The sequence below is a fragment of the Phycicoccus avicenniae genome (assembly GCF_050496545.1).
GTDB classification, from domain to species: Bacteria; Actinomycetota; Actinomycetes; order Actinomycetales; family Dermatophilaceae; genus Phycicoccus; species Phycicoccus avicenniae_A.
In genome coordinates this window covers 63,479-80,870 of the sequence record NZ_JBNVZV010000013.1, presented here as the reverse complement: position 1 = coordinate 80,870, position 17,392 = coordinate 63,479, and the positions used below count along the sequence as shown (strand labels likewise).

Sequence of the window (17,392 nt, the reverse complement as noted above, 5' to 3'; positions counted from 1 at the left end):
CGAGGAGTCAGCGCAGTCCGGCGGCGTCGAAGGCGCTGGAGAGGCGGTCGGCGAGCGAGCCCTCCTGACCCGCGAGGCGGTGCTGCTGGTAGGCGGCCCGCACCGCCGCCATCGCGACCCTGGCGGTGAGCCCCGTGACGAGGTCGTCGGCCGGGTCGGTCCCGGTGCGCGCGTACGCGGCCTCGACGAGCGCGGCCTCGAAGCGGTCGCCCGCCCCGGCCGCGCGGGCGGTGAGCCCGGGGTTGCGTGCCGCGAGCTCGCTGCGCATCCGCCACAGGTCGCGGTCGGCCTCGAGGAGGCGCATGTGCTCGGTGAGGACGGCACGCAGGGCGGCCGCCGGGGACTCCTCGGGCGGCCGGGCCAGGACGGCGTCCCGGACGCGCGCCGTGCGGGCGGGGTCGGCGTCGACGAGCGCGTCCTCCTTCGTCGCGAAGTAGTTGAAGAAGGTGCGGGGGGAGACCTCGGCCGCGGCGGCGATCTCCTCGACGGTCACGGCTCCGACGCCCCGCTCGACGGCGAGCCGCAGCGCCGCGGTGTGAAGTCGGAGGCGCGTCTCCTCCTTCTTGCGGTCACGGAGGCCGGGGACACCGCCCGTACCGGTACTCATGACCCCAGTATGCCGTCAGCGCAATTTTGCAGCGAGTGCAGATAGTTATATGCTTGCATCATGCAACCAAACGCCGACCCGCTCGTCACCGAGCACCTCTCGGCGCTGTTCACCCTCCTCAGCCGCAGCCACGTCGTCGACGGGCCGGTGACGCGGGGGGAGTACGCGCTGCTGGCCCTGGCCGCCAAGCTCGGCCCGCGCCGCGCCTGCGACCTCGCCGACGCCGGCGGGCTCGACCCCTCGACGACGAGCCGCCGGGTCTCCGCCCTCGTCGAGCGCGGCTTCCTCGACCGCAGCCCCGACCCCGAGGACGGCCGCGCCCAGCGCATCGGGCTCACCGACCCCGGGTGGTCCGTGCTCGCCGCCGAGCGCCGTCGCCGCGAGGAGCTGGTCGGCATCGCCCTCGAGGACTGGTCGCCCGCCGACCGCGGCACCCTGGCCGACCTGCTCGGGCGGCTCCAGGGCTCGCTGGCGGTCGTCGCCGGCTCCCACGACACCACCGCTCGCAGCGTCGCGGGCCCCGCCGCCACCGGAACGGGTGCGGCCCACCGTGAAAGGACTCCCGCATGACCTCCGCGACCATCGCGAAGACACCGGCGAAGCAGCCGTACAAGCTCAGCCCGGAGGCCTCCCGGGTCTTCGTCGGGCTGATGCTCGGCATGCTCGTCGCCTCCGTGAGCCAGACCATCGTCGGGCCCGCGATGCCGCGCATCGTCTCCGAGCTCGGCGGGATGGACCACTACAGCTGGGTCGCCACCGCCGCCCTCCTCGTCTCGGCGATCACCGTCCCGATCGTCGGCAAGTTCTCCGACCTCTACGGCCGCCGCGGCTTCTACATCGCCGGGCTCGTCGTCTTCATGCTCGGCTCGCTCGTCGCCGGCTTCGCCCAGAGCTTCTGGGTGCTCGTCGCGGCCCGCGCCATCCAGGGCCTCGGCATGGGCACGGTGATGCCGCTGTCGCAGACCATCATCGGCGACATCATCCCGCCGCGTCAGCGGGGCAAGTACCAGGGCCTGATGGGCGCCGTCTTCGGCGTCACGTCGGTCGCGGGGCCGCTGGCCGGTGGCTTCATCACCGACCACTGGGGCTGGCGCTGGCTGTTCTTCGCCGGCATCCCGATCGGCATCGTCGCCACCGGCTTCATCCTGCGCTTCCTCCACCTCCCGCACGAGCGGCGCGAGGCGAAGGTCGACGGCTGGGGCATCGCCACCCTCGCCGTGGGGCTCACCGCGGTCCTGCTCGCCACCTCGTGGGGCGGCACGTCCTACCCGTGGGGCTCGGCCACCATCATCGGGCTCTACGTGGTCGGCGTCCTCGGCCTGACCGCCTTCGTGTTCGCGGAGAGCCGCGCCGAGGAGCCGGTGATCCCGTTGCGCCTCTTCCGGTCCCGCGTGTTCACGGCGGCCAACCTCGCGAGCTTCGGCCTGGCCATGGTGATGTTCGGCTCGATCATCTACATCCCCGTCTTCGCCCAGGGCGTGCTCGGCGTCGACGCGACGAACTCCGGCCTCATCCTCGCCCCGCTCATGGTCGGCCTCATCGTCATGGGCATCGTCACCGGCCTGGTCATCACGAAGACCGGTGTCTACAAGCCGTTCATGGCCGTCGGGGTCGTCGTCATGGGCGCCGGCATCTGGCTCCTCACCCGGCTGACCGCCGACTCGACGCAGACCCAGCTCACGCTGGCGATGGTCGTCCTGGGCATCGGGATCGGGATGGCGATGCAGCAGTACACGCTCGTCGTCCAGAACGCCGCCGAGAAGCGTGACCTCGGGGTGGCGACCGCGTCGAGCCAGTTCTTCCGCAACGTCGGCTCGACGGTCGGCATCGCGGTCTTCGGCACCGTGCTGACGAGCGGGCTCGGCAGCGCCATCGCCTCCCACCTGCCGGCGGGCGCGGCGGCCTCGATGCCCGAGGGTGCGGCCAGCGCCGGCTCGGTGCTCGACCCGGCGGCCCTCTCCCAGCTGCCGCCGGCCGTCGCCACCGCCGTCCGTCAGGGCCTGGCCGACCAGCTGCACGCGGTCTTCCTCATGGGCCTGCCGATCGTCGTGCTCGTCCTCTTGGCGACGCTCGCCATCAAGGCGCTGCCGCTGCGCGACAGCAACCACGCGGACACCCCGGCCGAGGCGGCCGAGGAGGCCGGCACCGAGCTCCTCGACACGATGTCGTCGAGCGCCCCGGCTGAGCACGACGTGCGGGCGGGCGAGCCGGCCGGCGTGCGCTGAGCCCCGGCCGGGACGACCTCGCGCAGGAGCTCCCGCGGCACCGGGGAAGGACCCGGAGCGCGGGGGCTCCTGCATGCTGCGGCCGGCCCTAGAGTGAGGCGCCATGAGCGTCCGGGTGGGGTTCCTACGAGCGGTCAACGTCGGGAAGCGGCGGGCGCCGATGTCCCGCCTCGTCGCGGTGTGCGAGGGGCTCGGGTACGCCGACGTGTGGACCTTCGTCAACAGCGGCAACGTCGTCTTCGACGCCACCGGGGCACGGGCGTCCCTCGAGCGGGCGATGGAGCGGGCGTTCGAGGACGACCTCGGCTTCGAGTGCACGACCTTCGTCCGGACCGCGGCCCAGCTGCGGAACGTGCTGGCCGCCGAGCCCTTCCCCGTCGAGGCGGGCGACACGCACATCGTGACCTTCCTCAAGGAGGCCCCGGCGGCGGCCGACGCGAAGCGGCTCGAGGCCCTGTCCAACCCCTTCGACGCGCTCGTCGTCGACGGGGCGGACGTGCACTGGCGGATGCGCGGGAAGTCCACGGACTCCCGCCTCACGGGGCGCGACTGGGAGAAGGTGCTCGGACCGCTGAGCACCAGCAGCCGCAACGTCACGATGCTCACCCGGCTCGTGGCGAAGATCGACGCGCGGTAGGGCCCCGCCGCGGCGTCGCCGGTCCTGACCAGCGGCGAGAGCACGAGGAAACCCCAAGGTCGCCCTCGGAGACTGCTGAGAGTCGCCCGTTCCGTCTGCGGCGGCACCCACGTCCAGGGGAGTGCATCGTGCCCGAGAACATCGTCCAACCAGTCCGCCGAACGCCGCGACGACTGCTGTCCCTGACCGGGGCCTTCGGCCTGGTCGTCGCCGGCATCGCCGTCGCCCAGCCCGCCAGTGCCGCGGTGCCCGCCTTCCCCGACAACGTGGTCGTCTTCCCCGACCGGGACTTCGTCTCGGTCGAGGGCTACGAGCGCTACGCCGGGGAGCGCGCCGTCGTGCGCGTGGTCCGCGACGGCACCGTGATGGGGTCCGCCGAGGCCGTGGTCTCGGGCACCGACGTCGCGTTCGAGATCAACCACCCCGGCGGCGAGTGCTGGGGTGCGGGGACCTCGCTCAAGGTGACCCCCGACATCCGCGCCGGGGACGTCGTGTCGGTGACCTTCCCCGACGGCAGCGTCGAGGAGACCACGACGTCCTCCGCGACGGCCAGCGACATGGTGCAGGACGGCAGCACCATCACCGTCGCCGGCACCTTCGGGCCCGGGGTCGACCCGAGCTTCCTGGAGCAGCGCATCATCCAGCCCGACCTCGTCGGCACCGCCGTCGGCAAGCGCGACGTGCGCGCCCTGCCCGGCCCCCTGACCCGCGCGCCGCGCGGCGGCTACTCCTCGGGCATGTCCATCGACGCCGCCGCCGGCACCTTCCTCGCGACCTACGTCTTCGACACCGTCGAGCTCGCCGACACCACCGCCGCGGCCGACCTCGGCGAGCGGGCGATGAACTGGCAGGTCCAGGACGCCGACGGCAACCGGCAGAGCCTGACCATCTCCGAGTTCGGCGAGGCCGGCGGCCCGGGCATGGGCGGCTGCCCGCTCGGGCCCTCGCAGCAGGAGGCACCGGCCGGCGGCGCCACCGCGATCCGGTCGGCCGACAAGGCCTCGATGCAGGTCAACTGGACGCCCGTGGCCCCGCAGCCCGGTGCCGCCGCCGTGACCGGCTACGACGTCGAGGTGATCGAGCAGGGCTCGCTCCCCGCCGCCACCTCCGGCCGCCGCTTCGGACCCGATGCGCGGTCGACCAACCTGACCGGCCTCGACCCGAGCAGGGACTACACGGTCGAGGTCCGCTCGATGACCGGCGACCGGCTCAGCGTGCCGTTCACGATGGGAGGGACCGGACCCCAGCTCGGTGACACCACGGTGCCGACGCTGTCCATCACCCCGGACTCGGGCGGGACCACCCAGACCGACCAGGTCACCGTGAACAGCGACGGCCAGGTCTTCTACACGACGACCCCGATCGGCGGCCCCGACGTGCCGGTGGTCACCGGTGGCGTGCCCACCGACGAGGCGGTCCTGCTCCCGAGCCCGCTGCCCCGGTCGATCCCGATCACCGCACCGGTCCACCTGTCGGTCGTCGCCCTCGACCAGGCCGGCAACCTGGCCACCTTCGCCGGCGACTTCGAGCCGCGTCCGCTGCCGCCCCTCGCGGCCGCCCCCACCGGTCTCGCCGGCACCGCGTCGCAGAGCGCGGTGGCGCTGACCTGGAACGCCAGCACCGACACCACGGTGACGGGCTACCAGGTGCGGGTGACCACCCCCGGCGGGACCACGGTCACCACGCCGCCGGTCACGGCGCTGCCGCGGCAGACCATCAGCGGGCTCGCGCCGGGGACGCCGTACGTGTTCTCCGTCGCGGCGATCAACGCGGCCGGGGTCGGCGACTTCTCCGCACCGATCACCGTCAGCACGCCGGTCCCCACCGACCGGATCACGATCAGCACCGCCGTCTGGAAGACCGGTGACTTCAAGATCGTCGGCACCGGCTCGCAGCTGGGCACGACGGTGACGCTCTACCGGGTCACCGCCACGGGCACCCAGGGCGCGGCCATCCCGGGCGCGGTCGCGACCGTCGTGGCCGCCGCACCCCCGGGCGTCGGCGACTGGACCATCCGGCTGCGCAACGCGGCGGCGGGCACGTCCAGCCCCGGCCGGGTCATGGCGGTCTCCAGCGGCGGCGGAACCACCCCACCGTTCACGGTGACCAGCAAGTAGCGGCCACCACGGTCCACGGACTCCCGGCGCCCTCGGCGTCGGGAGTCCGTGCGTGCGGGTCCGGTGCCGGGGGCGCTCAGGCCCGCGGCGGCTCGACGTCGGTCTGCGCGGGGAGGTTCGCGACGCCGACGGGGCAGGTCAGCCCGTTCGGGCCGTGGTTGCAGTAGCCGCCGGGGTTCTTGTGGAGGTACTGCTGGTGGTAGTCCTCGGCGTACCAGAACGGCCCGGCCTGCTCGGCGCTCGCGATGGTCGTCGTGATCTCGCCGCGGCCGGCCTCGGTGAGCACGCCCTGGAAGGCCTGCCGGGTCGCCTCGGCGGCGGCGGCCTGACCGGGCGTGGTCGTGAAGATCGCCGACCGGTACGCCGTGCCGACGTCGTTGTACTGGCGGTTGCCCTGCGTCGGGTCGTGGTTCTCCCAGAAGGCCTTGAGCAGCAGCTCGGGGGAGGTGACCGCGGGGTCGTACGCCACGAGGACGGCCTCGGCGTGCCCCGTGCGACCGGTGCAGGTCTCCTCGTACGTCGGGTTCGGCGTGTAGCCGCCCATGTAGCCGGCCGCGGTGGTCACGACGCCGGGGAGCTTCCAGAAGATGCGCTCGACGCCCCAGAAGCAGCCCATCGCGACGTAGAGGACCTCGGTGCCGTCGGGCCACGGGCCCTCGAGCGGCGTGCCGAGCACCTCGTGGGTGACGGGCACGGGGAAGATCCGGTGGTCGCGGCCGGGGAGGGCCTCGTCGCGGGTGGGCAGGGTCGTCTTCGCCTTCGAGCCGAACAGCATGTCCCGTCCAACGCCCGGGGGATGGCACGGTGTTCCTCGTGAGCGACCTCGTCCCCCGTCTCGTGCCCGTCTCCGGCCTGGACACCGACCCCGAGGGCATCGCCCGCTTCGACGCCTGGGCCGGCGTGCTCGTCGACGTGGCCCGTCACGAGCAGGGCGAGGACCACGACGCGTGGAGCGCCCAGGAGCTGCGCGAGATGGAGGCCTCCCCCTCCAAGCGCCGCCTGCAGGTGCTGGCGGTGGTCGGCGGGGAGGCCGTCGGGGCGGCGGGGGTCATCGCACCGCTCCGCGACAACCCGACGGTCTGCTGGGTGGTCGTCGCGGTCCTGCCGGGCCACCGGCGGCGGGGGCTCGGTGACCGGCTCCTCGGGTGGGCGCACGAGCGGGCCCGCGAGCTGGGGCGCACGACGCTGCACGCCGAGACCGAGTGGACGGCCGACACGGACCGCGACCCGCAGGGGCCGTGGGTGGAGCGCCACGGGTTCGTCCTCGCCCAGCGGGTGCTGCGTTCGGACCTCCTCGTGGCGTCGGCGGAGCTCCCCGGTGCCCCCGTGGCGCCGGGGTACCGGCTCGAGACCCACGTCGACGCGATGCCGGAGACGGACCTCGCGGACCGCGCCGTCCTCGCGCGGAGGATGTCGACCGACGCCCCGCTGGGCGACCTCGAGCTCGAGGAGGAGCAGTGGGACGAGGAGCGCGTGCGCGGCGAGGACGAGCGCACCCGCGCGATGGGCCGACGGGTCGTGTCGACGTTCGCCCGGGACCTCGCGAGCGGCCGGCTGGTCGGGTACACGAGCATCCAGGTGCCGCAGGACGCCCCGCACCTGGCGTTCCAGCACGACACCCTCGTCCTGCGCGAGCACCGTGGGCACGGCCTCGGGCTGGCGCTCAAGGTCGCCAACCTCCGCGCGCTCGCCGACGGCGTGCCGGACGTGCGCACCGTACGGACGTGGAACGCGGCGACGAACACCCACATGCTGGCCGTCAACACGGCGATGGGCTTCCGGGTGGGTGCCCGGGTGTCCCAGTGGCAGAAGCACCTCCCCAGGGCCGGCGCACCCCGCGCGGAGCCGCCCGGCCGCCCGGGTCCTACCCTCGGAGCATGACTCCCGAGAACCTCGGCTTCTCCTCCCGCGCCATCCACGCCGGGCAGGAGCCGGATCCCACGACCGGTGCCGTCGTGCCGCCCATCCACCAGGTGAGCACCTACAAGCAGGACGGCGTGGGCGGTCTGCGCGGCGGGTACGAGTACTCGCGTTCGGCCAACCCGACGCGCACCGCCCTCGAGGAGTGCATCGCCGCGCTCGAGGGCGGCGAGCGCGGGTTCGCCTTCGCCAGCGGCCTCGCCGGCGAGGACACCGTGCTGCGGGCACTGCTCTCCCCGGGTGACCACGTCGTCGTCCCGTCCGACGCGTACGGAGGCACGTACCGGCTCTTCAACAAGGTCCTCAAGCCGTGGGGCGTCGACCACTCCATCGCCCGGGTCGCCGACGTCGAGTCGGTGCGCGCGGCGGTCCGTCCCGAGACCCGGATGATCTGGGTCGAGACGCCGACCAACCCGCTGCTCGGCATCGCCGACATCGAGGCCATCGCGGCCGTCGCCCGCGAGGCCGGCGCGCTGCTGGTCGTCGACAACACCTTCGCGTCCCCGTACCTGCAGAACCCGATCGCGCTCGGTGCCGACGTCGTCGTCCACTCGACGACGAAGTACGCCGGCGGCCACAGCGACGTCGTCGGCGGTGCGGTCGTCGTCGCCCCGGGGGCCACGACGCGGGGCGGCGAGTCCGTCGTGGAACGTGTTGCCTTCCACCAGAACTCGATGGGAGCCGTCGCCGGGCCCTTCGACGCCTGGCTCGTCCTGCGCGGGCTGAAGACCCTCGCCGTGCGGATGGAGCGCCACTGCGACAACGCCGAGACCGTCGTCGACTTCCTGCAGTCGCACCCCGGGGTCACGGCCGTGCACTACCCGGGCCTGCCCGACCACCCGAACCACGACGTCGCCGCGCGCCAGATGAAGCGCTTCGGCGGCATGGTCGCCTTCCGCGTCCGGGGCGGCGAGGACGTCGCGGCCAAGGTCTGCGGGGAGACGCGGCTGTGGACCCTCGGGGAGTCGCTCGGCGGCGTCGAGTCGCTCATCGAGCACCCGGGCCGGATGACGCACGCCTCGGTCGCCGGCACCGAGCTCGAGGTGCCGGCCGACCTCATCCGGCTCTCGGTCGGCATCGAGGACGCCGAGGACCTGGTCGCCGACCTGCGCCAGGCGCTCGACCGCCTCACCTGACGTGGGCACCCGGGCGCGTAGAGCCCGTCGAGAGTACAGAACACGCCGTGTGCGGAGCTCGCACGCGGCGTGTTCTGTACCTTCGACGGGTGGGGGAGCCGGCGGCGCGACGGGGCCGGCGTCACAGGAGGCGCACAGGGAACGCACACCGGATGCCTCGGCGGGCTGCCTACGGTCGTCGGGACGACACCGACCCGGAGGTTCCGATGACCCGCACCGACCGCTCCCGTCCCACGTACGAGGGCCGCGTCCTGCCCCACCCCGAGGAGGAGGTGGTCGACCAGGGGCTGGCCTTCGACCTCGGCACGCTGTTCGACCGGCGCCGCGCGCTGCAGGTCCTCGGCATCGGCGTCGCCGGCGGCGCGCTGGCAGCCTGCGGCAGCGGCTCGTCGACGAGCGCCTCCTCCACCTCCTCGGCCTCGGCGACGAGCAGCGCCACCGCGAGCGCGACGGCATCCGGTGCGCTCACCGAGATCCCCGACGAGACGGCCGGCCCCTACCCGGGGGACGGCTCGAACGGCGCCGACGTCCTCGAGCAGAGCGGGGTCGTGCGCGACGACATCCGCAGCAGCTTCGGCACCTCGACGACCACGGCCGAGGGCGTGCCGATGACGTTGACGCTCACCGTCCTCGACATCGCGGCCGGAGGCGGCCCGATGGTCGGCGCCGCCGTCTACGTCTGGCACTGCGACCGCGAGGGCCGGTACTCGATGTACACCGACGGTGTCACCGAGGAGAACTACCTGCGCGGCGTGCAGGTCACCGACGACGCCGGTGCCGTGACCTTCACGAGTATCTTCCCGGCCTGCTACTCGGGGCGCTGGCCGCACATCCACTTCGAGGTCTACCCGGACGAGGCGAGCATCACCGACTCCACGAAGGCCATCGCCACCTCGCAGGTCGCGCTGCCGAAGGCGACCTGCGACACCGTGTACGCGACGAGCGGGTACGAGCAGTCGGTCTCCAACCTCTCGCGGCTGTCGCTGACCAGCGACAACGTCTTCGGCGACGACGGCGGCGTGCACCAGCTGGGCACGGTTTCGGGCAGCGTCGCGGCGGGCTACGCCGTCTCGCTCACCGTGCCGGTCGACACGACGACGCAGCCGACGGGCGGGTCGATGGGCGGACCGGGCGGCGCGCCGCCGTCGAGCTGACGCCGGGGACCGGCCGCCGGGGACCGCATCCACACCGACCACTAGGGTCGGGCCCCGTGGGTGCGGTCCTGTGCGTCGACGTCGGGTCGACCTTCACCAAGGCGCTGCTCGTCGGCGACGACGGCGTGGTGCTCGGTCGGGCGTCCCACCCCACGACGGTCGCCACCGACGTCATGGACGGCGTCGACGCCGTACGGGACGCGCTCGGGGTGGCCCACGACCCGGAGCACCTGTTCCTGTGCTCCAGCGCCGGGGGCGGGCTGCGGCTCGCCGTGGTCGGCTACGAGCGCGAGGTGACGGCCGAGGCCGGCTTCCGGGTGGGGTTGTCGGCCGGCGCGCGCGTGGTCCACGTCGCCTCCGGACCGATGTCCGGCGCCGACGTCACCGCCCTGCGGGCCGCCCGCCCCGACGTGGTCCTCCTCGTCGGCGGGACCGACGGCGGCAACGCGGACGTCCTGCTGCACAACGCCCGTCGCCTGGCGCGCGCCCGCACCACGGCCCCCGTCGTGGTCGCCGGCAACGCGGCGGTGGCCGAGGCCGTGGCCGCCGAGCTGGCCGGGACGGGGCGGCGGCACGTCGTCACGGCGAACGTGCTGCCGCGCATCGGCGAGGTCGCCCCCGAGGGGGCGCGGGCCGCCATCCGAGAGGTCTTCCTCCGGCACGTCATCGGGGGCAAGGGGCTCTCCCGCGGACGCGGGTTCGCCGACCTCGTGCGGGCCGCGACACCCGACGCCGTGCTCGGCGGGGTCGAGGTCCTCGCCGACGTGCGCGGCGAGGACGTCCTCGTCGTCGACGTCGGGGGCGCCACGACGGACGTCTACTCGGTCATCAGCCCCCAGGGCGAGGACGCGGCCATCCACCGCGAGGTCGTCGGCACGATGTGGCACGCCCGCACCGTCGAGGCCGACCTGGGGATGCGGTGGAACGCCGAGGGGGTGGTCGAGGCCGCGGCCCGTGAACGGGTGCCCGTGACGGACGAGGTCGCCCGCTACGCCGAGCGGGTCGTGGCGGACACCGGCCACGTGGCCGCCTCCGCCGACGAGTGGAGGTGCGAGGAGGCGCTGGCCCGCTCCGCGGTCACGGTGGCGCTGCGGCGGCACGGGCGGCCGGCGCCGGGGGAGCGCCCGCGCCCGCTCGCCGAGGTCGGCCTGCTCGTCGGGTCCGGTGGGGTGCTGCGGCACGCCGACCCCGCCGTTGCCGACCGCGTGCTGGCCGCCGCACTGACCGACCACGGCGGCGGCTGGCGGGTGCCGGACCGGGCCGCGCCCGTCGTCGACCGCGACTACGTGCTCTTCGCCGTCGGGCTCCTGGCCGCGTCCGACCCCGTGCGCGCGCGAGCGCTGGCGGCGAGTCTGGCGGGGCGCGCCGAACTCGGGTGACGGCTGTCGGTGCCACCCCCTAGCGTCGGGGCATGAGCGCAGAATCCCCGCCCTCCGCCACGTTCCGGCTCGACGTCGTCGTCCTCGACTGCCCCGACCCCGCGGCGCTGGCGTCCTTCTACGCCGGCCTCCTCGGCTGGCAGGTGCAGGACGGCTCCGACGACTCGTGGACGACCATCGTGCCCGCGGGCACCCCGGCCGACGCGCCGGCCGGCTCGGTCCCCGCGCTCGCCTTCCAGCGGGCCGACGACTTCGAGGCCCCGACCTGGCCCACGGGCGGGCACCCGCAGCAGTTCCACCTCGACCTCCTCGTCGACGACCTCGCGGCCGGTGAGCAGGGCGTCCTGGCCGCCGGAGCGGTCCGTCACGACCACCAGCCGTCCGAGGACGGCGGGTTCGTCGTCTACCTCGACCCCGCAGGACACCCGTTCTGCCTCGTCCGATGAGCACCCCGGCCATCGAGGCGGTCGACCTCGTCAAGCGGTTCGGCGACTTCACGGCCGTCGACGGCGTGAGCTTCTCGGTCCCGGAGGGCACGGTCTTCTCGATGCTCGGCCCCAACGGCGCCGGGAAGACCACGACGGTGCGGATGATGACCACGCTCTCGACCCCCACCAGCGGCACCGGCCGGGTCGCCGGTCTCGACGTCGTCCGCGACGCCGACGCCGTGCGCCAGCGGATGGGGCTGACGGCGCAGTCGGCGACCGTCGACGAGCTGCTGACCGGCCGCGAGAACCTCCGCCTCGTCGGGGACCTCTACGGCCTCGACCGCGCCACCGTGCGTCGCGTCGCCGACGAGCTCCTCGAGCGGTTCTCGCTCGCCGAGGCGGGGGACAAGGTGGCCAAGGAGTACTCCGGTGGGATGCGGCGGCGGCTCGACCTCGCGGCGAGCCTGGTGGCCACCCCGCCGGTGCTCTTCCTCGACGAGCCGACCACCGGCCTCGACCCGCGCAGCCGCGTCGAGCTGTGGGGCGTCCTGCGCGACCTCGTCCGCGAGGGCACGACGCTCTTCCTCACGACGCAGTACCTCGACGAGGCCGACCAGCTCGCCGACCGCATCGTCGTCGTCGACCACGGCAAGGTCATCGCCGACGGCACGCCGCTCGAGCTCAAGGACCGCTCCGGGCGGGCCAGCCTCGTCGTCGCGGTCAGCCGGGCCGAGGAGGTCCGGGCCGCCGAGGAGATCGTGCGCGCCGAGGTCGGCGACCTGCACGTCGACCCCGACGCGCGCCGCATCACCGCCCCCGCCGAGGGGGTCGCCGCGCTCACCCGCATCGCGGCCCGCCTCGACGAGGCCGGCATCGACCTCGACGACATCGGTCTCCAGCGGCCCAGCCTCGACGACGTCTTCCTCCACCTCACCGGCCACCGCGCCGAGGAGCGCACCGACACCACCGACGACGAGGCCGGCGAGCCGGCCGAGGAGGCCGTGCGATGACCGCCACCCAGCAGCAGCACTTCCAGGCCGTGCACCCCGGCGAGCGCCGCCCGAGCCCCGTGCGCCAGGTGTGGGCGCTGGTGCGGCGCAACCTCACCCACATCAAGCGCCAGCCCGAGATGCTCACCGACGTCACCATCCAGCCGGTGATGTTCGTGCTGCTCTTCGCGTTCGTCTTCGGCGGCTCGATCGCCATCCCCGGCGTCGACTACAAGGAGTGGCTGCTGCCCGGGATCATGGCCCAGACGATGACGTTCAGCGCGTTCATCGTCGCCATCGGGCTCAACACCGACCTCGGCAAGGGCATCGTCGACCGCTTCCGCTCGCTGCCCATCGGGCGCTCGTCGGTCGTCGTCGCGCGCAGCATCTCCAGCGTCATCCACTCGATGATCGGCATCGTCGTCATGTCGGTCACCGGGCTCTTCGTCGGCTGGGGCATCCACGAGGGCGTGCTGCGCGGGCTCGCCGGCTACGGCCTGCTCGTGCTCTTCGGCTTCGCGATGATCTGGGTCGGCATCCTCTTCGGGTCGGCGCTGCGCTCGGTCGAGGCCGTGCAGGGCGTCATGTTCACGACCGTCTTCCCGATCACGTTCCTGTCCAACGCCTTCGCCCGCACCGACGTGATGCCCGACTGGCTGCGCTTCCTCGCCGAGTGGAACCCGATCAGCGCGCTCGTCCAGGCGCTGCGCGAGCTGTGGGGCAACGACGGCATCCCGCTGCGTGAGGGGGCCGCCCTTCCGCTGCAGCACCCGGTGCTCACCACGGTGATCTGGGCGGTGGGGCTCTCCGCCGTGCTGGCGCCGCTCGCGGTGCGCGCGTTCGTCCGGCGCACGAACGACTGAGGACCCGGCCCACCGCAGTCGGCGCGGTGTCCCGCCCGGCGTGCGAGCCCTGCTCGCCGGCGTGGTCCCGCCTCGCCGGCGTGTTCCCGCCTCGCCGGGGCGGCCCCGTCCCGCCGGGGTGCTGTGGCACCCCGGCGATGCAGGCGGACCCCGGCGACAGGCCCGGCTCGAGGACAAAGGGTGTCGCCCCGAACTCCGGTCGCGATGACCGGTTTCCCGGTCGCAACGTCGGGTATCGCGGTCGCGAGGTCCGGTATCGCGGTCGCGGCGTCCGGTTTCGCGGTCGCGATGACTGGTTTCGCGGTCGCGAGGTCCGGTTTCCCGGTCGCGGCGTCCGATATCGCGGTCGCGACGTCCGGTATCGCGGTCGCGGCGTCCGGTATCGCGGTCGCGATGACTGGTTTCTGGGAGCACGCACCACCGGACGGTCGGGCCGGCCGGGACTCGGGGGACGGCGTCGGCGTGCTTCGATGGCGGCATGCCCGCCGTTCGCTTCGTCGATGTCTTCTCCGACCGCCCGTTCCGGGGCAACGCCCTCGCCGTCCTGCACGACGCCGACGACCTCTCCGACGAGGAGATGCTCGCCGTCGCGCGGTGGACCAACCTCTCCGAGACCACCTTCCTCCTCGCCCCGACCGACCCCGGCGCCGACTACCGCGTGCGCATCTGGACCATCGGGGGCGAGCTGCCGTTCGCCGGGCACCCCACGCTCGGCAGCGCGCACGCCTGGCTCGAGGCCGGCGGCACGCCGCGGCGGGAGGGTGTCGTGGTCCAGGAGTGCGCGGCCGGGCTCGTCGAGGTCCGCCGCGACGGCGGCCTGCGCTTCGCCGCGCCGCCGCTGACCCGCTCGGGCCCGGTCGAGGACGCCGAGCTCGCCGAGATGGTCCGGGCCCTGCGCCTCGACCCGGCCGACGTGCTCGAGGCGGCCTGGGTCGACAACGGGCCGGGGTGGATGGGCCTGCTGCTGCGATCCCCCGAGGCGGTCCTGGCCTGCGACCCCGACCGGATGCGCTTCGCCGGCATGAAGGCCGGACTGGCCGCCCCCTACCCCGACGGCGCCCGCGACGACGACGTCGCCCTCGAGGTGCGGGCCTTCTACTCCGACGGCCGGGACTTCGGCGAGGACCCCGTCACCGGGAGCCTCAACGCCGGCCTCGCGCAGTGGCTGGTGCCGGCCGGCCACCTCCCGTCGCGCTACGTCGCGGCGCAGGGCACGGTCATCGGCCGCGAGGGGCGGGTGCACGTGACGGTGGAGGACGGCCACACCTGGGTCGGCGGCGCCACCCACACCCTCGTCACCGGCGAGCGCCCCGCCTGACGGGCCGCTGCCCTCGACACCTCGTGCGAGGTCGACGCGCACCGGGTCCGGACGCAGGTCGGCCCGGCGCCTCCGGGGAGGGGCCGGGCCGACCGCGGTGATGCGGGCGTCAGCCGGTGTAGGGCGTCGCCTTGAGGATCTTGACCTCGATCTGCTTGCCGTTCGGGGCCTCGTAGGAGACGGTGTCGCCGACCTTGTGGCCGTTGACGGCCCCGCCGATCGGGGACTTCTCGGAGAACACCTGCATCGAGGAGTCGGTGATCTCGCGCGAGCCGAGGAGGAACTCCTCCTCGTCGCCGAACATGTCGACGGTGACGATCATCCCGGGCTCGACGACGCCGTTGTCGGCCGGCGTCTCGCCGATGACGGCGTTCTCGAGGAGCTGGGTCAGCTGGCGGATGCGGGCCTCCATCTTGCCCTGCTCCTCCTTGGCGGCGTGGTAGCCGCCGTTCTCCTTGAGGTCACCCTCCTCGCGGGCCGCCTCGATCTTCTTGGCGATCTCGGTGCGCCCCGGGCCGGTGAGCTCCTCGAGCTCGCCCGTGAGCCGGTCGAACGCGGCCTGGGTCAGGTAGCTCTGGTTCGTCGTGGTCTCGGTCACGGCTGGTCAACTCCTGCTGGGTACGTGGGCGCCGGACCCTCGCGGGCTGCGCCGAGGGTGCTACGGCAACGGGCCCGGACCGACCGCTGCTGCTCAGCGACATCTCGGACCCGGACCCGAACGTGAAGCCACCATTCTAGCAACGCGAGCCCCGTGAAGCACATCCGTCGGCACAGGTCAGGCCACCGATGCTCCCTCCCGGAGCCCGGAAGGGGTGCGCCGGGCTCAGCGCACGCGGGTGCAGGACTCCACGACGCCGGTCACGGCCCGGGCGCTGGTGCGCACCTCGACCACCCGGTGCAGCGTGGCGCCACCTGCGGCAGGGACGCGGTCCTCGACCACGCCCACCCGCCCCTTGCCGGCGTCGAGCGCGGCCACGCGGCAGGTGACCGCGGTGCCCTCGGGCCGGGCGAGGTCGTAGCCCACGCGGGTCAGCTCGTCGGACACCACCTCGTACCCCGTGACGTTCGGCAGCACCTGCCCCGCGGTGCTCGTCCAGCCGTACCAGGCGACGGCGACGACGGCGGCCAGCACGGCGAGCAGGCCGGCGAGCGCGCGGCGGCCGGCGGGAGTGCGCGGGTCGGGCAGCGGCACAGGGTGTCCTCGGGGCGTCGTCGGGCAGTGAGAGGATGGGATCCGTCCCATTCTCGGCTACGCCCGAGACCACTGCACCGAAGGGTCCCGCATGTCCGAACGGCTCCGGCTCATGTGCGTCCACGCGCACCCGGACGACGAGTCGAGCAAGGGCGCGGCGACGATGGCGAAGTACGTCGACGCCGGCCACGAGGTCCTCGTCGTCTCCTGCACCGGCGGCGAACGAGGCGACATCCTCAACCCGCGGCTGAAGGAGGACATCCACATCCTCCGCGACCTCGCCCAGGTCCGCCGCGACGAGATGGCCCGCGCCCGGGACATCCTCGGCGTGCAGCACACGTGGCTCGGCTTCGTCGACTCCGGCCTGCCCGAGGGGGACCCGCTGCCGCCGCTGCCCGAGGGCTGCTTCGCGCTCGAGCCCCTCGAGGTCACCACCGAGGCCCTCGTCCGCGAGATCCGGCGGTTCCGCCCGCACGTCGTCACGACCTACGACGAGAACGGCGGCTACCCGCACCCGGACCACATCATGTGCCACGACGTCTCGGTGTCGGCGTTCGAGGCCGCCGGCGACGCCGGCCGCTTCCCCGACGCGGGCCCGGCGTGGCAGCCGCTCAAGCTCTACTACAACCAGACCTTCAGCCGGGGGCGCATCGAGGCCTTCCACGAGGCGCTCACCGCGCTCGGCCAGGAGAGCCCGTACGCCGAGTGGCTCGAGAACTGGACGCGCCCGGACCGGGTCGTGACCACGCGGGTCGAGTGCTCGGCCTGGTACGACCGCCGGGACGCCGCGCTGCTGGCGCACGCCACCCAGGTCGACCCCGACGGCACGTGGTTCCAGGTGCCGCGGGAGGTGCAGGCGGAGGTCTGGCCGGTCGAGGAGTACGAGCTCGCCGCGTCCTTCGTCGCCACGCCGGAGGGCGAGGACGACCTGTTCGCCGGCCTGCCGGTCGACGTCGCCGAGGCCGACGCCCTCGCCACCTCGGGCGGCCTGACCCTCGTCCACGACACCCGTACGGAGCGTGCCGCATGAACGACACCCCGCCCGACGTCACCACCGGGTTCCTCGCCTTCCTCGCCTTCGCGTTCCTGGCGCTGGCACTGTGGTTCCTCATGCGGAACATGAACGCCCGGATGCGGCGGATGTCCTACCGCCAGCAGGCGGCCCACCGGGGCAAGGACGACCCGCAGGCCGGTCCCTCGGACGTCGGGGCGGCGGCCGCCGGCGGGACGCTCACGGACGACCGGGGTCGCGGGGACGACGGCGGAGGGCACGGCTCGCACCACGAGGGTGGTCACCACGGGGGAGCCCACGACGGTGGCGCCGACTCCGGCGGCGCGGACTCCGGGGGCAGCGGGTCCGGCGGCGACTCCAGCGGTGGGGGCGGCGACGGCGGTGGCGGAGGCGGCGGGGACTGACCCGCTGCGCC

At 73.8% G+C, this 17,392-nt stretch carries 18 protein-coding genes; 14 read left to right on the top strand and 4 right to left on the bottom strand.

All coding sequences use genetic code 11. From position 1 onward, the window contains the following. Positions 1-7: 7 nt before the first annotated feature. Positions 8-607 (bottom strand): TetR/AcrR family transcriptional regulator, encoded by a 600-nt coding sequence (locus tag ACQZ2A_RS12405; RefSeq protein ID WP_430211402.1) that lies wholly within the window; start codon positions 605-607, stop codon positions 8-10. 60 nt (positions 608-667) lie between these two features. Between ACQZ2A_RS12405 and ACQZ2A_RS12400 the strand changes: the two genes are divergently transcribed. The 4 genes from ACQZ2A_RS12400 (at position 668) to ACQZ2A_RS12385 (ending at position 5,586) form a co-directional block, all read left to right on the top strand. Beyond that, positions 668-1,177 carry a MarR family winged helix-turn-helix transcriptional regulator gene (locus ACQZ2A_RS12400; protein WP_430211400.1) on the top strand — a complete coding sequence of 170 codons (510 nt, stop codon included), beginning with the start codon at positions 668-670 and terminating at the stop codon, positions 1,175-1,177. Beyond that, entirely contained in the window at positions 1,174-2,832 is a 1,659-nt protein-coding gene (locus ACQZ2A_RS12395; protein ID WP_430211397.1) for an MDR family MFS transporter, read from the top strand. The genes ACQZ2A_RS12400 and ACQZ2A_RS12395 overlap by 4 nt, the downstream gene beginning before the upstream one ends. Before the next feature lie 103 nt (positions 2,833-2,935). After that, positions 2,936-3,469, top strand: coding sequence for a DUF1697 domain-containing protein (locus ACQZ2A_RS12390; RefSeq protein ID WP_430211395.1), 534 nt, complete (start codon positions 2,936-2,938; stop codon positions 3,467-3,469). A 128-nt stretch (positions 3,470-3,597) separates the two neighbouring features. Beyond that, positions 3,598-5,586, top strand: coding sequence for a fibronectin type III domain-containing protein (locus tag ACQZ2A_RS12385; RefSeq protein ID WP_430211394.1), 1,989 nt, complete (start codon positions 3,598-3,600; stop codon positions 5,584-5,586). A 76-nt stretch (positions 5,587-5,662) separates the two neighbouring features. Here ACQZ2A_RS12385 and msrA read toward each other — a convergent pair whose 3' ends face one another. Continuing rightward, positions 5,663-6,361, bottom strand: a complete 699-nt coding sequence (gene msrA, locus ACQZ2A_RS12380; RefSeq protein WP_430211391.1) for a peptide-methionine (S)-S-oxide reductase MsrA — start codon at positions 6,359-6,361, stop codon at positions 5,663-5,665. Between the two features lie 38 nt (positions 6,362-6,399). On the opposite strand from msrA, the gene ACQZ2A_RS12375 reads away from it, so the two are divergent. From ACQZ2A_RS12375 to ACQZ2A_RS12340, 8 genes are all read left to right on the top strand, one after another. Further along, on the top strand, positions 6,400-7,467 hold the full coding sequence (locus ACQZ2A_RS12375; RefSeq protein ID WP_430211388.1) for a GNAT family N-acetyltransferase: 1,068 nt from the start codon (positions 6,400-6,402) through the stop codon (positions 7,465-7,467). Continuing rightward, positions 7,464-8,642, top strand: a complete 1,179-nt coding sequence (locus tag ACQZ2A_RS12370) for a cystathionine gamma-synthase (RefSeq protein ID WP_430211385.1) — start codon at positions 7,464-7,466, stop codon at positions 8,640-8,642. The genes ACQZ2A_RS12375 and ACQZ2A_RS12370 overlap by 4 nt, the downstream gene beginning before the upstream one ends. Positions 8,643-8,848: 206 nt before the next feature. Continuing rightward, positions 8,849-9,796 carry an intradiol ring-cleavage dioxygenase gene (locus tag ACQZ2A_RS12365; protein ID WP_430211382.1) on the top strand — a complete coding sequence of 316 codons (948 nt, stop codon included), beginning with the start codon at positions 8,849-8,851 and terminating at the stop codon, positions 9,794-9,796. 56 nt (positions 9,797-9,852) lie between these two features. Then, positions 9,853-11,175, top strand: coding sequence for a glutamate mutase L (locus ACQZ2A_RS12360; RefSeq protein ID WP_430211379.1), 1,323 nt, complete (start codon positions 9,853-9,855; stop codon positions 11,173-11,175). 32 nt (positions 11,176-11,207) lie between these two features. Continuing rightward, the gene (locus ACQZ2A_RS12355; protein WP_430211376.1) at positions 11,208-11,621 is read left to right on the top strand and encodes a VOC family protein; all 414 of its coding nucleotides are present in this window, start codon (positions 11,208-11,210) and stop codon (positions 11,619-11,621) included. After that, entirely contained in the window at positions 11,618-12,613 is a 996-nt protein-coding gene (locus tag ACQZ2A_RS12350; RefSeq protein ID WP_430211373.1) for an ATP-binding cassette domain-containing protein, read from the top strand. Before ACQZ2A_RS12355 ends, ACQZ2A_RS12350 begins: the two co-directional genes overlap by 4 nt. Continuing rightward, the gene (locus ACQZ2A_RS12345) at positions 12,610-13,455 is read left to right on the top strand and encodes an ABC transporter permease (RefSeq protein WP_430211371.1); all 846 of its coding nucleotides are present in this window, start codon (positions 12,610-12,612) and stop codon (positions 13,453-13,455) included. The genes ACQZ2A_RS12350 and ACQZ2A_RS12345 overlap by 4 nt, the downstream gene beginning before the upstream one ends. Positions 13,456-13,933: 478 nt before the next feature. Continuing rightward, positions 13,934-14,773, top strand: a complete 840-nt coding sequence (locus ACQZ2A_RS12340) for a PhzF family phenazine biosynthesis protein (RefSeq protein ID WP_430211368.1) — start codon at positions 13,934-13,936, stop codon at positions 14,771-14,773. 109 nt (positions 14,774-14,882) lie between these two features. Here the strand turns inward: ACQZ2A_RS12340 and greA are convergent, their stop codons facing one another. Together greA and ACQZ2A_RS12330 are read right to left on the bottom strand one after the other, a co-directional pair. Beyond that, positions 14,883-15,371, bottom strand: coding sequence for a transcription elongation factor GreA (gene greA, locus ACQZ2A_RS12335; protein WP_430211365.1), 489 nt, complete (start codon positions 15,369-15,371; stop codon positions 14,883-14,885). A 225-nt stretch (positions 15,372-15,596) separates the two neighbouring features. After that, a complete protein-coding gene (locus tag ACQZ2A_RS12330) occupies positions 15,597-15,965 on the bottom strand; it encodes a DUF4307 domain-containing protein (RefSeq protein ID WP_430211362.1) in 369 nt (122 codons plus the stop codon). Between the two features lie 91 nt (positions 15,966-16,056). On the opposite strand from ACQZ2A_RS12330, the gene mca reads away from it, so the two are divergent. Then, positions 16,057-16,995 carry a mycothiol conjugate amidase Mca gene (gene mca, locus ACQZ2A_RS12325; RefSeq protein WP_430211359.1) on the top strand — a complete coding sequence of 313 codons (939 nt, stop codon included), beginning with the start codon at positions 16,057-16,059 and terminating at the stop codon, positions 16,993-16,995. Next, a complete protein-coding gene (locus tag ACQZ2A_RS12320; RefSeq protein WP_430211356.1) occupies positions 16,992-17,381 on the top strand; it encodes a hypothetical protein in 390 nt (129 codons plus the stop codon). Before mca ends, ACQZ2A_RS12320 begins: the two co-directional genes overlap by 4 nt. The last annotated feature ends 11 nt before the right edge of the window (positions 17,382-17,392 follow it).